Raw genomic sequence first — 21,552 nt, forward strand, 5'->3', positions numbered from 1 at the left:
CGGTCATCTCAACACGGTGCCCGGGGCGAGCCTGACCGGAGCCTGTTGCTGAAGCATCCTGTTCAAATTGGGATCTTCGAGCGCTGGGTTACGAGAGGGGAATTGCGGCGCCCGCCGTACTCTCGGTTTACTCGCGACGGGTGGTGGCGCGGGAGGGACCTCGCCTTGCTGACCTGACGATGCGTCAGGCTGCCGCTCCGGCTGTCTTGCCGGTTTGTTGTCGACCACACGTACCGGCCCGACGACCCGAACTGCTAGCGGTCCGGACGGCGGGGTCGGCTCCGACATCGTTACGACGAGGTGATGTACGCCCTCGCGCGTGTAGCCGGCACCGGAGTCCACGGTGTTGACGATGCTGAAGACGAATCCAAATCGGGACCCGACGCTGGCGACCACGTCGACATCGACGGTGTAACTCAGTCCTCCGTGGTTCTCGGGCCGGATCTGATCAAGCGTTGCGGCAATCCAGGCCGCAAGGCCAAGGTGAGTCTGGGACGGGTCCGGTCCTTGACAATTGTCGCCATAGATTGAGATCGCCTCTGGAATCGAGACGGCGAAATCCACGTGGCCAGTATGCGTGAACTTTCCGCTGAGCGACCCGTTCGGAAAGATGTTGGGAAGCGTGGGATTCGGGATGGGAACGGTGGCTTTCGCATCTCCGGACAGGGTATCTATCAGCGTCATATCCAGCGACGACTTTACCAGCCATTTCGACAGCTGAAAGTTTGCATATCGCGGGTCTGTGGCGACGGCCGCGACCTCGCATTGAATGCTCTGCTTGAACGTCTCGATCGTCGCGGCGCCGTGGCGCTCGTCCAAAGGAAGCAACGCGCAACCGCACAAGCCAAGTGCGGCGAACAACGCGAGTACATTTTTCATTTTGCCCCCCATCCCGGCGCTGGAGGATGTCGCAACAACCTAGAAATGTAAAGACCACAAGGAACCTGTCTCGTCGTACAAAAAATGATACGGTCCAAATGTCGGTGTTGGAGGACCGATATCGCGCATTCCAAGGCGGTGACCGACCGTTAGCTCACCGAATCGGTTGGCGCGTGCACGTTGCCAGCGGCTACGCGCTTCGGCGCGGGACGCATCATTTGCCCAAGTCCCTTTCCTATTTTTAGAACACATTGTTTCGGAAGGCGGATATGTCTCTTGCGCCAATTACGCGTAGCTTTCGAGCCAACTTTCCGTTTGCTGTCTTCAGGCATTCGAAGCGGAACCGCATCGGCCGCTCATAATCCTACTTGGAGGACCAAAATCGAAACTTGTTGGTGCGGCCGGCCGATCGATGGGGCGAACGCCCGCTGCCGAATTTGAGCAGCCAATGATCTGAGAGGCGAGAAACAACCGTCTCGAGAGGCGCAAGCACTTTTGGATCTTCTTCAAAAATACAATTGAAAATTGCCGCACAACGGCATAACAATCGCATTGTTGGTAGTTTATATCAGCGTTGAAACTTGGTCTGTGCTGGCTTTCGAACGGATTTCGATTTGACGGACGCGTTCCGCTTACAACGGAGTCCCCGTTCGTAAGCTTAAGCGCGTGGCCGGTTTCAGCGACTGGGCAAACTTATTTTCTTTAGCATCTTGGAGGTTGTCGTGGCCTCGAATGCGTTTCTTTTCATTTCTTTCCGTTGCTCCGTTTTGATCGCGCTTGGGGTTCTCCTGCCAAGTCCAAGTCACGCAGACTGTTTAGCCGACCTAAACTGGTTGCCGCGCACGCCGCCTCCTACTTTCGAGCGCCCCCCGCCTCATCCGGAGCCGGACTGCGTCTTCTACAAGCCGGCCTGGCAGAATTTCCTGTTCGCTGTCCAGCCTACGAACGGAAGTCCGGCCTTTCTCTCTTACCCGACTATCGGTGATCTGTTTGGGTCCGCTTCCGCACCGAGGTTCGCCGCAAAGAGGCTGAATTTGCTCGCCGTCGCGCCGCGCGCGCTGAAAGGGTCCAACAACACTCTCACTGACGCGGCGAGATTTCCAGGACCGAACAGTGCCGGCTCGATAAACGCGGGGGTTCGTCAAGCGGGATTTGCGGGCCTATTGATCGATCGAAACGGCCAACCGATCTTCTACGCGATACACATGAACCAGGCGTTCGCAGACTTCGTCCGCGCGAACAAACTGACGACGAAGGCCGCTGTCGAGAATGCCGACCCCAATCTCGAACTTCCAAAAGGAGCGGTTGAGCTTAAATCGGCTTGGCGGGTAGTTCCAAAAGATAGCGTACCTTCGAACTACATAACCGTAGCCGAGGCAAGTGTCCCGACGCTAAAGCGCAATGGCCAACTTTTGGAAATCGACGAGACGGCTCCTCCTCGGACGGAGACCGTCGCGCTCCTCGCACTTCACGTTGTGTTCATACCCGAAGGACACCCCGAATTCGTCTGGGCGACGTTCGAGCACGTCGACGCCAACGGAGTGCGCGATCTGGCGCCCGCAGCCGCAGCTCAACCCTCCGTCGATAACGGACTACCTGGTGGCGTGGACGGTCCGATCAGCGGGCAAAATTTTATTCTGTACAAGGGCGGAACCCTCGCATCGGCAGCCAATCGATTCCTTTCGGACGCCACGATGGCATCCTCGTTCGACGAAAAGTCCCAATCGTTCCTCAGCGACGGGAGGCCGGTCCAAACGTCGATCTATCGGATTTTCCCCGGGTCCAAGTCGGTCGGATCAGGTACGGATGAGGACGGAGATGTCGCGGATCTCAACAAGTCCGTGACGTCGCTATTCGCGCAAAACGCTCCCGACGACACCCGAAGGAATTATCGACTTGTGGGTGCGATCTGGATGGATAAGCCGCGGCTTTTGACTACGAACATGCCGATCGCAAATCCGGTCGGTATGGATACAGACAATCCCGCTGCGATCGTCGCGGGCGAAGACGGGCTCTCCAGCATGGCCATGGAGTCGTTCACGCAGAACAGTTTCGTTAACTGCTTCAGTTGTCACGATACGCAAGCGGTAACGGACATCGGCGGCAACGTTATTCTGCAACCAAAGAAGCTGAACGTCAGCCACATTTTCTCGAAGTTTGTCATCGACTCGAAGTGACGGAGGGAGGCGACATGAGTTTTGACCAAGTCAAAGGCATTCTCGACCAAGCTATGGCGGCCTGGGTGCAGGCAAAAGGCAGACCGGCCAATCTGCAGGGCCACGGCGCGACTTTCAAATGGGACACCAAGGCAAACCTTCTCGCGGCATCGGGCCACGGAAAGCACCTCATTCAACCGGAAGTCATCGGGCAAAACGGAGCCGCCGCGAACCTAGTGATCGACCTCCGGACAGGCATCGACAGTCCTGCTTTGCGCATGCCGAAAGGCGGCCCTTTCATACCGGATGATCAGATCCAAATGATTGAGGACTGGATCACTCAAGGGTGCCCCGATTGACGTTCCCAACTCGCAGGAAGAGCCAAGATGACTGTCACGCGAAGGGCCATACTTTCTTACGCCGCGCTTATCGGTCTCCCTGAAGTTCTCATTCAGACCGCGGCCAAAGCCCAAACCGGCGCGGTGAGGACGCGCCAGAACATTCAAGCGTTCTCCCTAGACCCTCAGAAAGTGGTCGCCTTACGTGCTGGCGTCGGCAAGATGAAAGCGAGAACGCAGGCCAATCGGGATGATCCTCTCGGGTGGTACTACTGGTCGGCGGTTCACGGCACAACAGACGACCCTGGCAATCTGGGCAACACCTACAATCAATGTGAACACACACGCTTCAAGCCTAACCCGTTTCGCCCTGCCGCGGTGGCCGAGCACTTCATTTCCTGGCACCGGCCGTTTCTCTTTTTCTTCGAGGCAACGCTCAAGCGTGCCGCCCAAGAGGCCGGCGCGGCGACCCCGTTCGAGCTGCCTTACTGGAACTGGTATGAAGACGGCGACGTTCCGAACATCTTCACCGAAGGCAGCGACGCCACCAATCCGCTCAGGCACCCCAGGGCAAATGAGAGCGTAAACAGCGGTGCGTTGTCCCGCTCGCCGTTCGATCAAAAGGTCCTGCTGCCGCCCTCTCCGTCGGACTGGCGGAAGTGCTTCTCGATCCCGTTGGAGCTGGATCCCCACGGTGCTGTCCATAATCTCATCGGCGGCGACATGGGAAACATCCTGACTTCGGCCAGAGATCCAGTGTTTTGGGTGCATCATGCAAACATTGACCGCCTCTGGACCGTGTGGACCAAGACGGCCGGTCACGCCAATCCGAACGACGCCGGATGGAGGCAAAAGAGTTTTACGTACGATCAGGCGGGAGACATGCGGCAGACGGCCGGCACGGTGGTGGATAGCCAAGATTCCCTGGGATATCTTTACGACAACGAAACGCCGCTTACGACCTTTCAACCGGCCGTAGTTGCAGCAGCCACCATCCAGAGCGAAGCTCCGATGCCGATGCCCGGCGCTACGGCCAATACAGCGATGGCAACCGTCGCCGCAGCGAATCCGGTGCCGCTTGGCGCCAGTTCGGTGGCAGTTGACCTGAAGCTGCCTCAGTCGGCCCAAACGCAGCTCCATAGTCTTACGACCGCCGGCGCCCCGGCAGGCCCCGGCGCTATCACCTCAGCCTGGCTCGTCCTCGAAAATGTCGAGATTGGTGCCGACGGCCGCAACGGCGGCTATAGCTTCAACATACTGGCGACTTTGCCTGACGGCCAACAAGGAGTTCGGCAAGTCAAAATAGGGCAACTCGGCACCTTCACCTGGCCCGGCGATGACGGGGGCCACGGCGCTCACGGGGGAAATCTAGCACCAGTGACGCTTACATTTCCGCTGAAGGACGTACTCTCGGAACTCGGCCTGTCGAGCCCCCAAGAACTCGCCAATGGTCTGCGGATCGTCTTTCAAGCTCAGCATAAAGGGAAGCCCGGCGAACCACCAAAACAATTCGTAAAGGTAGGGTCGATATCGATCAGAACGTCGACCGCGCCGTTACAGTGACGGACCGCCCGCGTCGCCGATAAACGCGGTTGGCGCGTCCCTAGCAGATTATGAGAAGTGAAGACCATGTCTAAATAGTTTTAGTTGTCTCAGCACCCCGTAAGAAGACCGCCCGGAGAAGGCCTTCGCCTGACCGCCCAATTTGGCGGCAGTGGTTGGCTACCGCTCCGATCTTGACGGGGCGCAGTCGAAGTGTTGAGCTATCTACCTTAAGGTGCATGATGATTTTTCAACGACTATTACTTATAGCATTTATGGCTGGCGTCACGGCGACGACGGTGTTTGCCGATGGCGATCCAGCAAATGGTCAGAGGCAATTTGAACGCAGGTGCAACAGCTGTCACTCGCCGCTTCCCGGTGAGACCCGGCTTGGCCCGTCGCTGTTCGGCGTGACGGGACGCCAAAGCGGAACGGTCAGCAATTTCCAGTATTCGGCTGCTTTCGTCGAGGCAGGTACGCGCGGGCTGCTCTGGCTTCCCGATCGACTGGATCCATTTCTGGCGAATCCACCGGTGTTTCTCAGCAACTTTCTTCAGAAGCCGAACGTGACGACGCGAATGACCTTGAAGACTCCGGATCCGCAAACCCGGGCGGATATCATTGCCTATCTCGCGACCTTGACTACCGTTCCGAACTTGATCGTTGGCCCCCGCAGAAAATGAGGGGCCGCACACAGTCTCAACAAGTTTTATGGGAGCAAACATTATGGCTAGATTTCTTTGCAAGTGGGCTATCTCCTTCGCTGGTTTGCTTGCGCCGACAATTTGCCTTGCCTCTGGGCCGGATGTCATCGTTGGTTTTGTCGACGACGCACGTGAATTCAGCCGAGTCGGTACGAAGATCGGCCTGACCGCTTCGACAAACTCCTGCAATATTGGTGACGCGCCACTGAACTGGCTAGCGCTATCGCCGCCGGCGCCAGCTCCCGGCTCCTCCAAACATCCTGCCATTACGCTGAACTTTTATCGGTTGATGGATGGGCGCATGGAGCAACTCGCGAAATCCTGGATAAAGCATGGCTTTTTTGCCACCAACCAAGGTCAATGCGCGCAAATTCCTGAAATGGGCAACCGCGTTTGCCAGCCGGGTGTAGGCGGAACTCAGTTGCGGCCCGGATGCTCCGATTACTATTCCGAGGACCTGAATTCCGATCCTGAACGTCTTGGTCCGAGAAGCAGGATTGCCAATGCGGCGACGGTTGAGTTCGACGCTGCCACCGCCCAGGACCTCACCGGTTATCCCCCGAGCAAGGATGCCGAGCGGGTATTGCTTGTCGAAGAAGCGGATTTGCAGCAAGCGACCGCCAGATATTTCCTTGAAGCTCACTACCTCACGGCTGACGACGCCGCGGCCGGGAATGCGCGCAACAATGTAACCTATCGCGAAGTAAAGCCCGTTCTTCGATCGGGTGCCTGGGCCCTCGTATTCCAAACTGACAATATCAGGACGCAACCTGCGATTACGGCGTGGAAGGACGCCGGCGCCTTGCTGGGCGAGATTGAAACGCTGGAAGGCGGCGCCAAGACGTATTTGATGATCGGCTCCAAGGCCAGTCCCGCGCCGGGGGGCAAAGTCCGCTACGACTACACCGTCTACAACATGAACAGCGATCTCGCCGTTCAGTCCTTCAGCGTCCCCGCGAACGGCGTCGACGCCGCGAGCGTCGGCTTCAAGGCGGTAGCCTCCAATGGCGAGATATGGTCGAACGATCCATGGCAATCCAAGATCGATGCCGAAGCGGTTACGTGGTCTACCAAGAGCTATGACCAGGACAAAAACGCCAATGCGATCAGGTGGGGCTCGACCTACACTTTCTGGTTCGTCGCCAGCGGCGCTCCGGGCAAGGCGATGGGGACTGTTATGCGCTTCAAGCCGGCGAGCGGAGGTATCTCGCCGACAGCAAGCACTGCGATCGTGGCGCCCGGACGCAACTAGAGGCGTTGTTTGAAAGTGCAGCCGATTTGCGGTTCTCGTTCGCGAGGGCAGGTGTCATGTTCCGCCATTTCGTCGGTGCCAATGTTCGAAGGCCAATCGGGCCCGCGATCGTGGTGGCGATGGCGCTCGGTACCTCGCTTGCCCACGGCCAATCGGTCGCGATCGAGGTCAACGATTCGGCGACCGGGGACGACGACTATCTGTGCTGGACGCCGGTCAAGGCGAGGGCGCGGCTTGCCTCTGCCCCGGGCAACGCAACGACACAGACAGTAACGCTTACGAGTGAAAGCGATGCGGGCGGGGGCGCCGTCCAGTTCCAGATATTTCAGGGCGCGCCGCCGACCCGCGATAGCTACGCGCCGACTCCCAGCCTCACCATCGATCTGCCGGCCGACGGAAGTTGGCGATCGTTCTGGGTAGCCGGCGACAGGCCTTCCAGTGGAGCCAAGGATACCAGGATCGTCGCCAAGGCCCAGGATGGCGCAAGCCTCGGCTCACTTCCCTTGATGGTGCGGGTCCGCAAGAATGCCGACGCGCTTACGGCTCTCGAAGTGAGCAATCTGTTTAACGCGCTGCGAACGCTGCACGATGTCGATGCAGGAGATGCCGCCAATTCGCAATTTGTGCCGTACGCGCGACTGCACCGCGCGGCAAACAACAATGAGATCCACAAGGCTCCGCTGTTTCTGCCGTGGCACCGGGCCTTTGTGCTGGATCTCGAGCGGCGGCTTCAGGCGATCAATCCCGCCGTCAGCATTCCTTACTGGAAATTCGAGCGGGCGTCGGTCGCTCTCTTTGTGCCGGCTTTCATGGGGACGACTGTCCCGGGTCAGACTTTCACTCCGGGACCCTGGTTCGATCATTGGTTAGATCCTGAATTGGGAAGCTTGTTCCGAGAACCCGCCGTCCCCCCCACAAATGCGCTCGTGAACGAATCTCTTTCCAATCAATTTGACGAAAAATACTCGGTATTCCGCGGTCAGCTCGAAAGCCAATTCCATCAGGGCGTCCATCGTACGGTGGGCGGATGGCTGGGCTCGCCGTCATCACCGGCAGACCCGCTGTTTTTTTTGCTGCACGCCAATGTGGATCGCGTTTGGGCACATTGGCAGGCCAAGCATGATCGCTTTGTCGCCGAAGATGACAAGGCCTATGCTCCTCAAGGCAAGTACCCAGGCACCGGGGCGGATTTCGGCTTCACTAAAGGGGTCTACAAGGATGACGCGATGTGGCCGTGGAGCGCCTCGAGCGCTGGTGGATCGGCGCCGTGGCCTCCAGCCAACCATCCCATGCCGCAAAGCAGCCATAGCAGCGGGGCACCAATCGAACCCACTCCTGGTAGTATGATTGATTACCTTGATGTAAGGGGCCAAGGCCTTGCGCTCGGCTATTGCTACGATGATATTGACTTTAAGGGGGCGGCGAGGGTCTCACCCTGAGAGGCTAACCATGACGGGGCGGCGCCAATTTTACGTACATTTGACCGCACTCACGGTCGCCGGCAGTCTGTTTGCGACTGGACCCGCCTCGGCACAGCCCGCGCCGATCGCCAATCCGGATGCCCGGCTCCAGTCGTATTATCGGGAAAATGCCGCAGAGATAACACGCCTACAGGGCATCGTCGAGAACGCCGCTGCAGCCGAAGATGAGCGAAAGAAGGCGCTGGCCGAACTGGCATTCAAGTTTGAGGATGCTGCCCTCCCGCTGGCGGCGAAACTCGTGAACGATCCCGCGTCCGGGTTGGCAAGCGATGCCGTCAATCTGTTGTCTAATTCGGTCGTGATGGCAAATCACGATGACCACGCCGGCAATCATCTGCCGGACGCCACGGTTTCGCCGTGGACCAAATATGTGGCTGCACAGCACGAACTCGCTCGCGACGCCTTGCGCAAGGGGCTGGCGGATCTTCGGCCTGATATCCGCGCGACGAGCCTGCGAGCACTGCTTTCGCTCTCCGACGAGGTCGCTCTCAAGTCTGTTCAGGAAAGCGCAAGGAAGGGTGAGCTAACCGATGCCGAGGCGGTGCGGTTATGCGCCCAGGCGGTAAGTAACCCGGGCCGATCCTGTGTGTTCGGATATTTGAGCGAAGGGTCGCCTGACGCGAAGGTCGCCGCTATCGGTGTTCTCGGCTCCATCCCGACCTATCGGCCGCTGGTCCGAAACAAGATATTTTTCAATACCAATGCGGATCCGAAGACCCGTTCTGCAGCCGCTGACGTGCTGAGCCGCTACGATCCTTCATTCATGAATTACGCGTTGACCGTTACTGCGGATCCCAAAACGCCTCCGGAAGTCTATACCAGCGCGCTGGAAGGGTTTGCGCGCAGCGCCAGCAGCCAGGGGAAACTTGATTCCGTGCAACGCAACGCCATCGATACCGCGGTGACGAACTACAAGGTTCTTCTTCTGGCCGACCCGCAGAAGAACGAGAAATACCTGAAATCGCTGGACGCCACCTCGAAGGCGGTGGGGCAGATGCAATAGGCGGCGCCAGACCAAGGCGCATCTTCCTGCACAACAAAAAATCGAGCCTGCCGTGCCATAGCCTGCTTCACCCTTGGAAGCGCGGGCGGTTGGCTCAATCGAACTAAAGACGCCAGCCAACCGACTATCGAGACGGCCTTGTAGCCAACCGCTCGCGCATCAGACTTGAGACTGCCTCCAATATCCGCAAAAAATTGGGAGACGTTTTCGATTGGATTTGCTCGATCAATAGGACCAGCGATCTGTAAGCCTACGCTGGGGCGCGCCTTCCCAGATCAAGAGCGATCGTGTGTCGGCGTCGACCTTCAGGTACTTGATGCGATGGCCGGTATGCCGGTTAACCGCGAGCACATCATCGCGCTCGAACCGCTCGACAAGGGTCTCGTCGGCACGCTGCTCCGCTACCCCTACGAAGTGCGCGGCGAGCAGGAGTATTTCGACGAGATCCAGGACGTCAAGGTGACGAAGGACATGCTGGATCTCGCTAGGCACATCGTGAACCAGAAGGCGGGGCGCTTCGATCCCGATCGCGGTCAATCTTCGGAGCCAAAGCATCAACCCGGATCTTGTCTGCCCGTAGGGATGGCTGGCCATCCCTTGGCAGAATGGTGCGCGAAGGGTGCATCCTATGATCGGATTCTCGAGCAGATGGCGACTCGGATAAGCTCGCCGCGATGGTCACCGAGCCGACGAAAAAGGCATCCAGAAAGGTCAAGCGCCGGCGCAAGCTGACGGAGGAGATCATTGACTACATCGTCTATATCGAAAACTGGAATTTCACTTATTGGCTGGCGATCAACACCCTTCGTAACGCACTCGATCCCTATCACGAGCACCGGCACGTGGAGATCAAGGGCCGGCTCCTGCGGCCGACCGGACTGAAGACCGACCACATGGAGGTGTCGCTGTTTCCGTCAATCAGCCTGGAGGAGGAGCGTCGGAAGGTTCTCAAACCGATCGCCGTCGGAGCGATCGAGACCTATCCGGAACGATTGGTTGCGAGTTTAAGCATCCCGTCGGACGCGCTGAGGCCAATCCTCCAGATGCTGATCGCTGGGCGCCTGAAGTTCGTCGTCATGCGAGGGTCGAAATTCCGCTACCGGAGCGCCCGTCTGCATAGCTACAGCCTTGGCACGAAACTCGAGGAAGACGAAGATCCGGAAGTCATACCAGGCCCGCAGGGATAGCGCTAACGTGAGCGGATCGAGCTCGACCTCGACGTTGCCTTAAAACGAGCCGCTTCGAGGGAGAGTCTCGCCTTGCATGGGTCTCGAGGTCTCGAACAAGAAATCGTCTGAACGGAGCAGAGTGCCTCCAATTCCTTCCTACCGCCAGGAAGTTGTTTCCCCACTACCGGGGGACACACAGCGATCAATGTTGGTAGCCGCGTGGAGAATGGTCCGAACGTGGCTTAGTGGAGTCCTGGAATACCCGTCGGATTACCACTTGTCGTCGAAATCGACGTCCGCAACAAATGTGTTCTAGTCGTCCCAATCACAGTTCCAGATTTGGGCTTGATCGATACCTAGAGTCCGATCCGGAAGAGTGACGCGCCGCTATGCCGCTGTGTGAAGTTTGAGCTCACGGGCCGGATACCTTCTCTGCCACGTCTCAATCAGAAACAGCGCTACGGTGCTCGCAGAATGTATGGCGAGACTTGCAATTCTGCGGTCAATTCTCGTGTAGCCCCGCTCCCTGCCGTGGGCGTCGCCCCCATGGGTGCGAAGAGAACCGATGCCCTCGATAACGGTCGCAAGCCCGTTCAAGACCTTCCGTACATCGTCGGCAATTAGTGGATCGAGGTCGTCGCGGTCGGTGCCCAACCCCAATGGCTTGCGTACTGCGGCAAACAGCCCCTTGATGTCTTTTTTCTCGGGCAGGCCGAGGCCGAGCTCAATCAGGATTGAACGGCACACGCTTTCAACGGTCGAGCATGCCGCCGTAACCGCGTCTTCGGGGTCCTTGTCCGCGCTGGCCAGCGCCCGCTCGATATCCCGCGTGACAGTATCGAAGTTGAGGACCTGAGCGGCGTTGGACAGCGAACCGAGGACGGGGGGATTTGCCCCCAACTCAATTCTCGCTACGAGGTGGAAGAACTGCTTCTGTGTGTCTTCAGGCAGGAGCTGAGCAGCATCCCGCGCGACCGTGCCGCTGCGATAATCGTAAAGCTTTCGTAGCGCCTTGCCGACAAGGTAGACGTCCTCAACGTCGATGAACCCGCGCAGCAGATTGGCCTTCGACGAGCCGCGGACGTGGTACTTATCGTCGTAGATGTTGATCCCGAATTCGTCTTCGAAAAATTCAGAAAAAGTCCTGTTCGAGAAATCGAGGACATAGCCGCCCTCCATCCCGAATACCTGATCGATCTGACGCATTTCGGAGCGCTTGATAGTGACCATCTCGCTAACCGTCTGATCCGCCAGTCCCCGCCATGATGAATCGTCTGTGCCAGGAATGTATCATAGCGCCCTGACCTTCGAAGGGGAGGGGCCCGGTTGAGCGGGCCTGCGCCGGCAATCTGCGGAGAAAGCTATGCAAAGGTAGGCGTCGCGTTGAGCCTACTGAGGCGGCCGTGTTCTCCCGAGGCGGGGCTTGCGGATGGCTCAACGGTCGCTCCGCAACCTCGTCGTAAGTTCGCTTCGATAGCAAGCCGTCCGGGCACGTTGATCTTGCAGCCATTGCGGCCCGCACTGGCCGAGCCGGCTGGCCGGCAATAAATGCGAGCCGCTACGGGCGCGATGTATCGAGGGCTTAGGCGGTCCGTTACAGTGTCATTCTGCTGTGTCGTCGCGGCACCCGCATTCGCCCGCGTGGGGCACGTTCTCCTGCTCGCCTGAAGACTTCCATCGGCCCCCTATTAGACTTTGGTTTGGAAAGGATAAATGGCGTCATTTATCCCTTGCAAACCCTCGCGCTTTATGAGACTTGAAGGATCATTCTTATCATTCCTCCTTTGAAGGGAAAATCGTATGGACCCTGTCTACGCTGAGCGGCTTCGAGAGTTTGGCCGAGCCTATGAAGATTTCGAAGCGGACGACGTTGCGGCACTCATCATCCGCGCAGGTGAACGTCTCGAAGCTCTCTGCCTGAATCCCGAGGCGGTCAAAAAAGCGATGACCTGTCTGCATGGCACGCTGGGTTTGTCAGACCGGGCCTCGGATCGCATGCTCGAAGTCTCATGGAAAACTCTTTGGGAGGAAACCACGCCGATTGAACTCCTTGACTTGCCGCTGTCTCAGAAGCTCACAAGCCTTAACGCCTACGCCTTTTTTGGGCTCTCGCCCATCGATGGAGGGCCCTGCACGCTCGCAGACATTAAGAACCTCATCGAAGCAGTGAGTACTGCAGTCGCGTCGAGTAAGCCCGAAGGCAAGGAGACTGCAGAGATCGATCGAACCCTGTTGGCGGCCAAAGCTCGCTTTGGTCTCGACGAAGGAACAGGACTGCTGCCGGATGAACTAGCTGCGCTGGTGCGGCTCGGTCAAAAAAGCATGCGCAATGCGCTTACACCATCGAGCGGCTCCGGCCTGGAAGTGAAGGACGGGAGGATCACCGCAACCAGTGCGCTGACATGGCTCAACGCCCGAGGTGATTTCAAGTCCTCCATTTGGCAACAGGCATCAGAGGACGTGTTTTCGCCGTCTAATACTGAACCTGCGCTGGGGGGGGAACTCCTATGGGTTCCCTTCGCCAGTGATCAAACGGAGTTCGATCCGGCCAAGTGTCAACGCAATGGCAAGTACACACTCGGACCGAAGGGATCTGAGACGACCTTCACCGACTATCGCCAAGCTTTGGACGCGCTCGCTCGGATGAAGCCGAACGCTTACTGGAGGCGCCCAAATTCTGCTGGCAACTGGGGCATCGTGACCGCAGCTGGCTTTCGACCTCGATCGGCTCAGGAACTTGGGCTCGCCGCGACCGAAGGTGCCAAGCAATGAACCTCAGTCATCACGCTGATGTGCGCCTCGCACAACGAGCTATCCCACCCTTCATGGTGGAACTACTTGAACGCTTCGGCTCGGAGATGCGGTGCGGCGGAGCCGATAGGTACTTCTTCGACAAGGCTGCAGTCAGACGGCTCGAACATCACTTTGGCGATCGTCGCTCACTACAACAGGTCGAACCATGGCTAAACGTCTACATCGTAGTCGGAGACAACGGTCGGTTGGTCACAGCAGCTCGTCGCACTCGACGCTTCAACCGACCCTAATACAAGACGAATTGGAGACCTCCCCATGGACTCGAACAATGTAAGTCTCTTCGATCGTTACGCTTCGGCGATCGGCACCGCGACACCTCGCGAGCTGGCGGTAGACCTGCTCCAAAAACTCACCCTGGCGCGTGACGGATTGCTGACCACTTGCTACGCGCCGTTTGACTTCGTCGCTCCTGACGCGCGGCTCGTCGTGGTTGGAATTACTCCTGGTCGAACACAGGCGGTAAACGCACTCGTGGCGGCGTCCGCGGCTCTAAGGGCTGGCAAGGAAAAGAGCGAAGCCTCTCGGCTCGCCAAGCAGACCGGCAGATTCAGTGGATCCATGCGGACAAGTCTCGTCTCGATGCTCGACCATATCGGATTAGCTCCTTTGCTTGGTGCAGCATCATGCGCTGAGATCTTCGATCCCTCATGCGGGTTGGTTCATTTCACCTCCGCTCTGCGTTACCCGGTCTTCGTCGGCGAATCGAACTACAACGGTAACCCCGACATGCTGAAAACGCCCTTACTCAAATCGATGATCGACAAGTACTTGGTAGAAGAAGCACTGTCCTTGCGCAAAGCAGTATGGCTTCCGCTCGGCCCCCAAGCGGCTCGAGCTCTGGAGTATCTGTCCGGACGAGGGCTGTTGGACCGGCAGCGAGTCTTAACTGGGCTGCCGCATCCTAGTGGGGCAAACGCCGAGCGGATCTCCTATTTTTTGGGATGCAAGAGCCGAGAATCCTTGTCATCCAAGACAAACGCCCACACATTGGACGCCGCCCTCAAGAAGCTTCGCTCTCAGGTGCAAGCTCTCTCAGCGTGACGTTCGTCCCCATTTCAAGGGAGGCGACTTCCGTCGCTTTTCTTTGAGCCCCCATCGCTTTTTGACCGAGCCAACGTGCTGGGGAAAAGCCGGACGAACTTGGGAATGTCGGTCTGGGTAACCACGATAGCTTTGCATAGCTGCAACCGAGACCAGCGTAGGACATTCCGCTCCTGTTCCGGCGCTGGGTCCTTTGGAGCGATCACGCATTATCGAGCGGCGCCCGATAATGCGTGATCGCGACGAAGCGAGAACATGCCACGATCGAATTTGCACATCGAAATATTGCAAGCTGCTTACGCCAATTTAAACTCTACCTTGGTCCCGCTCATCATGTGACTGGTCTTGAAATCCAAGCCCAAGTTGTTCTTGTTCACAATCCACTGAATTGGGCTTACCGAGGTGCCTTGCACCTGCAGGCTGATCGAACTCAGCGTGATGGCACCGGCAGGGTAGTCATTGGGTTTAGTCGTTATTCCATAGCTCTCGACGGCACACACAGCTATAACGGGCTCGGGAATATCGGTGAGCTGCAACTCGGTGACCGATTGATGCTGGTGGTCTATGTCCAGCGAGCACGTGTAGTTGAACTTCCCAGTGGTTGCGTTTTTCCCACCCTCTATGGTGCCGGTGATTGTTTGTCCGGGATTCACTGGGACTGCCACTGAATAGCAGCGATTTTCGAGAGCGAGGTGAGCTTGGTCGACAGAGCTTGCCGGAGGCGGAAGAACTGAATACTGCGCGGGGTCAAAAGCTGCCGTAAGATACCAGCTCCGGACGTACCATCCAGCGTTGTCTCCAGAGTCAGTATACTGAAGGACAGGTTGCAAAATGCCTCCTGTCACCTTGTTGCCAGCCGCGTCTGTGCCAGAGACACTCTCAAGACCGTTGAAGATGAATATGATCTGTCCGTCCTGCCCCTGTGGATTCTGTGGCACTATCCAGGTCGCCACGAACTTTGTGATATCCGCGCTCGGCGATGGATTCCGCCAGACAGCATACCCCTCCCAGCCTCCCTCGGGACAACTCATGGTTATGGACAATTGAGCTGATGGTGGAGGAGAATTCGTCCAGGGCGGTGCAGGCTGCCATTCAGTGGTCAAACCATGGTGGCGTCCCTCTTTCGATCCAACATAGATTTTCATCGGTATTGCGTAGTCCCAAAGTGCAATCCGAATGACCTCATCGAGATGCTCTAAGAAATTGTTCGCGACCTGGCTCGTGTTGAAAGGGTTCATCGCGTTTTTCGGATCAGCAAAGGCAGCGGGCTGCTTTTCCAGATCATCACGAGCCTCCTGAGAGAAGTCAGGCCAATTGGTGAACGCGACTTGACCCTTCTTAGGTGTTGAGCCCCATTTTTTCAGGTCGGGTTCCACGAGCTGTTGATAAAGCCCCCATTTGAGAGCGCCCCTATTCGGAAACCATGGTTGTTTGCCGTTCAACCCGCGGATGTGATCGTGAACGTCATTGATGTTGCCCGGCGAATATTTGTCTTGATTGAAATGGCTTAGATACCCGAAATCTTTATAGATCGCTCCGAGCATTTGAACGGTGTTCGGGCTTCTCAGAGCTTCAGTTGCCGCGGGCGGAGGCGTTCCCGGGCTGGTCTGCGCTACACTTGCCACCGGCAGAGCGGTGGTTGCTGCCACGGCTGCGCCCCCCGTGAGTACCATTCGCCGGTCCAGGCCATCGGCTTGCTTACCAGACCCTTCTTCATCTCTAGTCATACTGCCTCCTTGTAGTTCACAAACGCTCTAACTCAATTTAATTTTGCCCGCCTTTTCGCAAGTTCGGTGTCCGCAGTAAGCGTGCGACAATTCGAGAAACGTCGCGCTGCGTCCCTATCGCAGCAAGGCTCTTCGTCAATTCCCATGCCGCATTGCGCACATGCGTTGCATCCATACCAAGGTGTTCAAACAACGCGGCCTTTATGACTAGAGCTTCCAACTCTACGGGTTGATACCCGCCTTGTCGGGCGTGCTGCTCACAACGAGTGATTGCTTCAGCTGCCGTATGTTGTTGCGATCCAGTAGCGAGATCGCACAGCGTGAATCCCAATTGTGCGCGTAACGATGCCGAACGATGTCCCAGCAGTTCGGCTTCCTCATAAGCCGACTGGAACGCTTCACGGGCTGCCATCGGTTTTGATAGTTGCAGAAGAGCCAGCCCGTGCTGATTTGCAAGTACAGGTACGAACAAATGGAGCTCGTGCTGGCGAGCAAGCTTCAGTGAGTAAGTCAACGACTTCTCAGCGTGCTCTATCTCCCCTCGCGACAAGAGAAGCACTCCACGACTGAAGCCGGCAGCGATATTGGCGGGAGGCGTTTTGTTCTCGGCAGCGATTTCTTCTGCCTTGTCCTGTGCCGCGGCAGATCCCTCCTCATCACCTAAAGCAGCCTTGCAGACACAAATCATCATACTGCTAAGCAGGGCAGCTTGTGCCGCACCACCTCCGGGTGGAGGCAAAGCGCCTTCGAAGCGGAATTTTCTAAAGGCCCGCTCCAGCACGTCGACCGCGTCGTTGTACTGACCGGCTACGAAGCGCGCCTGACCTAACCCATACTCTGCGTAGGCAAGCCATCCCGAATGGCCAGCTGCGGCCGCTTCGCGCACTGCAGAAAGCCCGGCCTCAATTGCTTCTGATGGCGTCCCACAAAAGTTTAGTGCCGCCGCCCGCATCGCCAATGCAGGAACTCGTCGCATCTGGTCACCAATCGCGAGCGCGCGAGCCTCCGCATCCTCCGCCAGTTTGAGCCACCGGCTCACCTGGCCTATGTTGCCGTAGGCCATACGGGCTTCAATCCTAAGGTCGATGGCTGTCGCATCTCGAGTTGAGCTTGGCGGCAACTTGTCGACTGACGCTATGGCAAGTTCGAAATACCGCTTCGCGTCCGAAAATGCTGATTGTCCAAAAGTTTTCCTTGCGATCTCCGTCGCCAATTCGGCTGTTCGCGACCATTCCTTGGCCTGAGCCGCGTGATGTACCATAAGCGCGGACAGGTCCTGGCCGGTACCTGCCGCTTCGGCGTCTAGCTCCGCTAGGATGCGCTTATGCAGCGTGATCCGATCGGACTCTAGCGCGGTGTCATAGGCCACTTGTCGGATGCATTCGTGCGGAAATGAGGTCGTACCCTCGTCTTCTAGGGGCGACCAGTTCAACAAACCTGCTGCAAGCAATGAGGTAAGAATTTGCCGGAAGACGGACTCCTCTAACGACGAGACGGCCTGGAGCAAACGGCTTGGCGCCTGCGGCCCTATCGCTGCCGCCACCTGCAACAAACGCTTCTCGCGTGGTGAAAGTCGATCCATACGGCCGGCGATCACACCTTGGACCGTCACAGGAACACCTAACTCAGCTTGCTGTGCCGCAGGTTCGAACTCCCCCCACGAACCTTTCAGCTGGCCGGCCTCGACCAGCCCACGGCATACCTCTTCTAAGAAGAGCGGCATTGCACCCGTATGGTCCAGGAGCTTTCCCTTTAAGACCTGAAGGCGAGGTGATTGACCAAGCAGCTGGTCGAGCATGGCCATTCCCGCACTACGGTCCAAGGATGATAGTTCCAGACGCGCAGCGGACAAACGCATAGTCCACGTCGGCAGATCACCTGTCCGAGCTGTCAGAAGAATGAGTACCGGCAACCGCTTCGTCAGTGCAGCGATCGCTTCCACCGCGGGTGCACTAGCCTCGTCCGCCCACTGTAGATCCTCAATAAGAACAATTGTCGGCCGCAATTCGATGTGGCGAGTTAGTACCGCGCAGGTCATGTCGACGATTGTGCGCCCCCTTGCGCGAGGGCTTAGTTGTGCCCAGACCGGGAAAGCTTCCGTCGGCGCTCCCTCGAGGAGCACCGATATTGCTGCTGACTGTGCGGGTGCTAAATCCGCCTTGAGCTTCACTCGTTCCGCTTCACTCAATGACGATATGGCGTTAGCAATAATGTTCTTGATAAGAGAAAAAGGCGAATGGCCAACGATAGGACTGCACTCTGCTTCGATCGTTTGCCAGCCACGTTGGAAAAAGACCTGGACTGCCTCACGGACTAGGCGAGACTTGCCAACACCTGGTTCACCGACGACGATTGCAATGTGACCGCCTACGGCTTCGCTACCTTCTCCGAGCGCAAGTAAGTGCGACAGTTGTGTCCCGCGGCCGACGAATGCTGCGGTACGACGACCTAAGGTAACTCGCCACTTTGAGAGTTCGCCAATTCCATGGATGGGATGGACCAGAATGGGATCTGGAAAGCCCTTCATAGAATGCTTTTCCGCATTCCCGAATCGGATGTAGTCCTTGGAGAGAGCCCGACTCGCTTCGGAGGCGAGAGCTTGGCCGGCTTCCGCCGCAGCTTGAAGCCGTTCAGCCACGATCAACGATGGACCATCGAAGTCATACATGCTGGTGTAGTCCAGCTGTCGCGGGCCGGCCACTACCAAGCCCGAATGCACACCGATTCGCACGCGGATCTCATCATCGCCAAGCGCCTCTATCAGGCGCAGCAATTCGAGCGCGGCCATGCAGGCAGTGACCGCATGCAGATCATTAGCGACCGGGGCCCCGAACACGGCAAAAAGCCCATCACCCATTTCACGGTGAATGATTCCTCCGTACTGGTGCACGGCTCTGCGCATTTGCTCCAGCGCCGGTGCAAGGCGGGCAATTGACTCCTCTAGCTCGAGCCCTGTAACCAAATTCGAAGAGCGATGCAGATCGGCTCGCAAAATCGACACGTACTTCCGTTCGGTCGCAAGATTCCGCACGGAGTTCTTGTTTCGATTACGAAAGCCCGCGCTTAAGGACGATTTCTTCCGGGAGCGAGGCCTCTCCTGCTTGCCGGATTCGATTTCGGCGGCATCCTGCGAAAAACGGGAGTCGATCGCGTCAGCAGCTAGCGTGAACGAGCAATGCTGAGCGAAAGGGCCTAGGTCGATTCGAGTTGTCGGGACCTTGGCCTCTGCACCAAGTTCTTCCTGCTGTACCGCAATCAGACCTTTTTGCCGATGTGTCACAGCGGTTGGATCCTCACCCACTGCAAGCTACGCTGCCGAGAGGAGTTCAATCTACGGGAGAATAGCCCCTAGACTGGCCTCCCTGTCAAGCCGACGCGCAACGACATCCGAGATCTGCCACGAGGACGAGTCCTCAAAAGCCCAACGAGGCGCGAGTCCTCGAAACCATGCTTCCGCTCGATCTCGGTCGCCGAACACCCCCAAGCTTTGGTAGCGCTCGGCAAATCTGCGGTCGAATCCGGCATTATGGGCGTTAACGATCACGGCATCTTCTGCGAACGATGATACCGCCGCCTCATCTATCCGATGGCCCGCGACCAACCCGTTCGTGATCCCAACGAGCGCGATTACATCCGGCGGGACCGGCTCGGACGGCTCATTAAATGACGAGAAGACGTCCCGGAGCCCTGCGATACGACCGTCGGGTTGGTAGTCGAACTTGATCATTCCGAGCTCGGTGATCTCGTCCTTCCGCTGGTCAAGGCCGGGCGTCTCCACGTCCAGCAGGATGGCTGTCTTGGTGCTTTGACCTGTGATTCGAGTGGAAGTCTCGCGGTGAACCAGGCGCCGAAGGACGCGGTAGTCGGCGGATTTGGCCAACCTTTCGGCCATCGCGGCCAAAGTTAAATCAGCTTCGAGCATTTGATTCTTAGTGCCCTTCGCATACCTGCGCAGCGGGTTTGGCGACCGCCGTGAATCTATTCCGGATCAAAGCCCGAAATCCAGTTGCGGCTCCGCACCATTTCCGACCTGCAAGGAAGACAGTGACACCCCCAAAAGCCGAACCGGCTTCGGAAAAGGCATGTTGTCCTGCAGCAGGCCGATGGCCATTTCGGCGAGGCCATCGCGGTTGGCCACAGCCGAAGAGGCGGATTGGCTGCGCGTGATGATCTCGAAGTCGGCAAACTTCACTTTGAGCGTCACCGTTCGCCCACGCGTGCCGGCCGATTCGCAATGTCGCCAGACCTTGTCGATCAGCGGTTCAAGCTCGGCGACCATCGCCTCGGCTTCGGTAAGGTCGGTCGAGAACGTATTCTCCGCGCCGACGGATTTCCGGGTGCGGTTGGCTCGAACAGGCCGTTCGTCGACGCCGCGCGAAATCCAATAGTAGTACGAGCCCGACTTGCCGAAGTTCGCGTTCATAAACTGCAGCGTTTGGTTGCGCATGTCGAGACCGGTGAATATGCCCAAGGCATTCATCTTAGCGCTCGTTGCGGGGCCTATTCCGTGGAATTTGCCTACAGGAAGCGTCTCCACAAAGGCCGCCCCCATCTCAGGCGCGATGACGAACTGACCATTGGGCTTGCGGTGATCGGAAGCGAGCTTCGCCAGAAATTTGTTGTAGGAGATGCCGGCCGAGGCGTTGAGGCCGGTCTCTGCCTTGATCTTCTCGCGGATGCGCAACGCGATGTCCCTGGCGAGTGGGATGCCTTGAAGATTTTCGGTGACATCCAGATAGGCCTCGTCGAGCGACAGGGGTTCGATGATCGTCGTGTGCTCGGCGAAGATCTCTCGTATTTGGCGGCTGATCGCCTTGTAGACCTCGAAGCGCGGCCTGATGAAGATCAGATCGGGACACTGTCGCTTCGCGGTCACCGAGGGCATCGCGGAGCGAACGCCAAATTTGCGGGCTTCGTAGCTCGCGGCCGCCACGACGCCGCGCTCTGCCGAGCCGCCGACCGCGACCGGCTTTCCGCGCAGGTCCGGATTATCGCGCTGTTCTACCGACGCATAGAACGCATCCATGTCGATATGGATGATCTTGCGGTGGGGCGCGTCGCCTTGCTCTGGATCGGACCGGACCATCCCTAGATTATAGACGTTCGCCGTCCAGCCGTCGCAGTTTAGACCAAGTCCTTGGGCGGACACTCGGGGCAGGTATCGCCGACCGAATCCAAGAGCTCTGTGATCGAATCTGTGGCTTCGTCGGGAGAAACGCCTGCCGGCGGATCCCGACGAGCGATATCATAGGCGCGATCGCGGGCGTGCGGGTCGGCGCGATCCTGCATCCAGCCGTGTTCCTCGCATTCGCGGATAGCGCCGACTTCCTGCAGCACAGAGGTCGCCCAGCCGCGCAGCGTCCGGATCGCCGGTCGTCTCTCCTTGGTCATCAGCATCGAGATCGCTCCCGCCCGGACGAATCCTTGTGCCGCGCGCTTCGTTCCG

17 protein-coding genes and 1 pseudogene are annotated in these 21,552 nt (G+C 57.9%); 11 read left to right on the forward strand and 7 right to left on the reverse strand.

Features of this window, described 5'->3' with window-relative positions:
* Positions 1-3 precede the first annotated feature (3 nt).
* Positions 4-879, reverse strand: coding sequence for a hypothetical protein (locus tag ACP2YP_RS00735; RefSeq protein WP_426421760.1), 876 nt, complete (start codon positions 877-879; stop codon positions 4-6).
* A gap of 1,034 nt (positions 880-1,913) precedes the next feature.
* Between ACP2YP_RS00735 and ACP2YP_RS00740 the strand changes: the two genes are divergently transcribed.
* From ACP2YP_RS00740 to ACP2YP_RS00780, 9 genes and pseudogenes are all read left to right on the forward strand, one after another.
* Positions 1,914-3,056: a hypothetical protein gene (locus tag ACP2YP_RS00740; RefSeq protein WP_426421761.1), complete on the forward strand. Its 1,143-nt coding sequence runs from the start codon at positions 1,914-1,916 to the stop codon at positions 3,054-3,056.
* A 14-nt stretch (positions 3,057-3,070) separates the two neighbouring features.
* The gene (locus tag ACP2YP_RS00745; RefSeq protein ID WP_426421762.1) at positions 3,071-3,394 is read left to right on the forward strand and encodes a hypothetical protein; all 324 of its coding nucleotides are present in this window, start codon (positions 3,071-3,073) and stop codon (positions 3,392-3,394) included.
* Positions 3,395-3,421: 27 nt separating this feature from the next.
* On the forward strand, positions 3,422-4,936 hold the full coding sequence (locus tag ACP2YP_RS00750) for a tyrosinase family protein (protein ID WP_426421763.1): 1,515 nt from the start codon (positions 3,422-3,424) through the stop codon (positions 4,934-4,936).
* Positions 4,937-5,154: 218 nt separating this feature from the next.
* Positions 5,155-5,598 carry a c-type cytochrome gene (locus ACP2YP_RS00755; RefSeq protein WP_426421764.1) on the forward strand — a complete coding sequence of 148 codons (444 nt, stop codon included), beginning with the start codon at positions 5,155-5,157 and terminating at the stop codon, positions 5,596-5,598.
* A gap of 43 nt (positions 5,599-5,641) precedes the next feature.
* Positions 5,642-6,871: a hypothetical protein gene (locus tag ACP2YP_RS00760; protein WP_426421765.1), complete on the forward strand. Its 1,230-nt coding sequence runs from the start codon at positions 5,642-5,644 to the stop codon at positions 6,869-6,871.
* 56 nt (positions 6,872-6,927) lie between these two features.
* Complete coding sequence (locus ACP2YP_RS00765) at positions 6,928-8,310, forward strand: tyrosinase family protein (protein ID WP_426421766.1); 1,383 nt, start codon at positions 6,928-6,930, stop codon at positions 8,308-8,310.
* 10 nt (positions 8,311-8,320) lie between these two features.
* Positions 8,321-9,355, forward strand: a complete 1,035-nt coding sequence (locus ACP2YP_RS00770) for a hypothetical protein (protein ID WP_426421767.1) — start codon at positions 8,321-8,323, stop codon at positions 9,353-9,355.
* Positions 9,356-9,694: 339 nt separating this feature from the next.
* Positions 9,695-9,886: pseudogene (locus tag ACP2YP_RS00775) on the forward strand (Ku protein); the annotation flags it as partial.
* 143 nt (positions 9,887-10,029) lie between these two features.
* Positions 10,030-10,542 (forward strand): hypothetical protein, encoded by a 513-nt coding sequence (locus ACP2YP_RS00780; protein ID WP_426421768.1) that lies wholly within the window; start codon positions 10,030-10,032, stop codon positions 10,540-10,542.
* Between the two features lie 369 nt (positions 10,543-10,911).
* Here ACP2YP_RS00780 and ACP2YP_RS00785 read toward each other — a convergent pair whose 3' ends face one another.
* Positions 10,912-11,754, reverse strand: a complete 843-nt coding sequence (locus ACP2YP_RS00785) for an abortive infection family protein (protein ID WP_426421769.1) — start codon at positions 11,752-11,754, stop codon at positions 10,912-10,914.
* Positions 11,755-12,324: 570 nt separating this feature from the next.
* On the opposite strand from ACP2YP_RS00785, the gene ACP2YP_RS00790 reads away from it, so the two are divergent.
* The gene (locus ACP2YP_RS00790; protein WP_426421770.1) at positions 12,325-13,296 is read left to right on the forward strand and encodes a hypothetical protein; all 972 of its coding nucleotides are present in this window, start codon (positions 12,325-12,327) and stop codon (positions 13,294-13,296) included.
* Between the two features lie 297 nt (positions 13,297-13,593).
* Positions 13,594-14,379 (forward strand): hypothetical protein, encoded by a 786-nt coding sequence (locus ACP2YP_RS00795; RefSeq protein ID WP_426421771.1) that lies wholly within the window; start codon positions 13,594-13,596, stop codon positions 14,377-14,379.
* Positions 14,380-14,675: 296 nt separating this feature from the next.
* Here the strand turns inward: ACP2YP_RS00795 and ACP2YP_RS00800 are convergent, their stop codons facing one another.
* The 5 genes from ACP2YP_RS00800 to ACP2YP_RS00820 all read right to left on the reverse strand — a co-directional run bounded on the left by ACP2YP_RS00800 (position 14,676) and on the right by ACP2YP_RS00820 (position 21,503).
* On the reverse strand, positions 14,676-16,106 hold the full coding sequence (locus ACP2YP_RS00800; RefSeq protein ID WP_426421772.1) for a hypothetical protein: 1,431 nt from the start codon (positions 16,104-16,106) through the stop codon (positions 14,676-14,678).
* Positions 16,107-16,143: 37 nt separating this feature from the next.
* Positions 16,144-19,386 (reverse strand): ATP-binding protein, encoded by a 3,243-nt coding sequence (locus ACP2YP_RS00805; RefSeq protein ID WP_426421773.1) that lies wholly within the window; start codon positions 19,384-19,386, stop codon positions 16,144-16,146.
* A 51-nt stretch (positions 19,387-19,437) separates the two neighbouring features.
* Positions 19,438-20,028, reverse strand: a complete 591-nt coding sequence (locus ACP2YP_RS00810) for an exonuclease domain-containing protein (RefSeq protein ID WP_426421774.1) — start codon at positions 20,026-20,028, stop codon at positions 19,438-19,440.
* A gap of 66 nt (positions 20,029-20,094) precedes the next feature.
* The gene (gene dinB, locus ACP2YP_RS00815; protein ID WP_426421775.1) at positions 20,095-21,192 is read right to left on the reverse strand and encodes a DNA polymerase IV; all 1,098 of its coding nucleotides are present in this window, start codon (positions 21,190-21,192) and stop codon (positions 20,095-20,097) included.
* A 38-nt stretch (positions 21,193-21,230) separates the two neighbouring features.
* On the reverse strand, positions 21,231-21,503 hold the full coding sequence (locus tag ACP2YP_RS00820; protein WP_426421776.1) for a hypothetical protein: 273 nt from the start codon (positions 21,501-21,503) through the stop codon (positions 21,231-21,233).
* Positions 21,504-21,552 lie beyond the last annotated feature (49 nt).

The sequence above is a fragment of the Bradyrhizobium genosp. A genome (assembly GCF_049949275.1).
Lineage (GTDB): Bacteria > Pseudomonadota > Alphaproteobacteria > Rhizobiales > Xanthobacteraceae > Bradyrhizobium.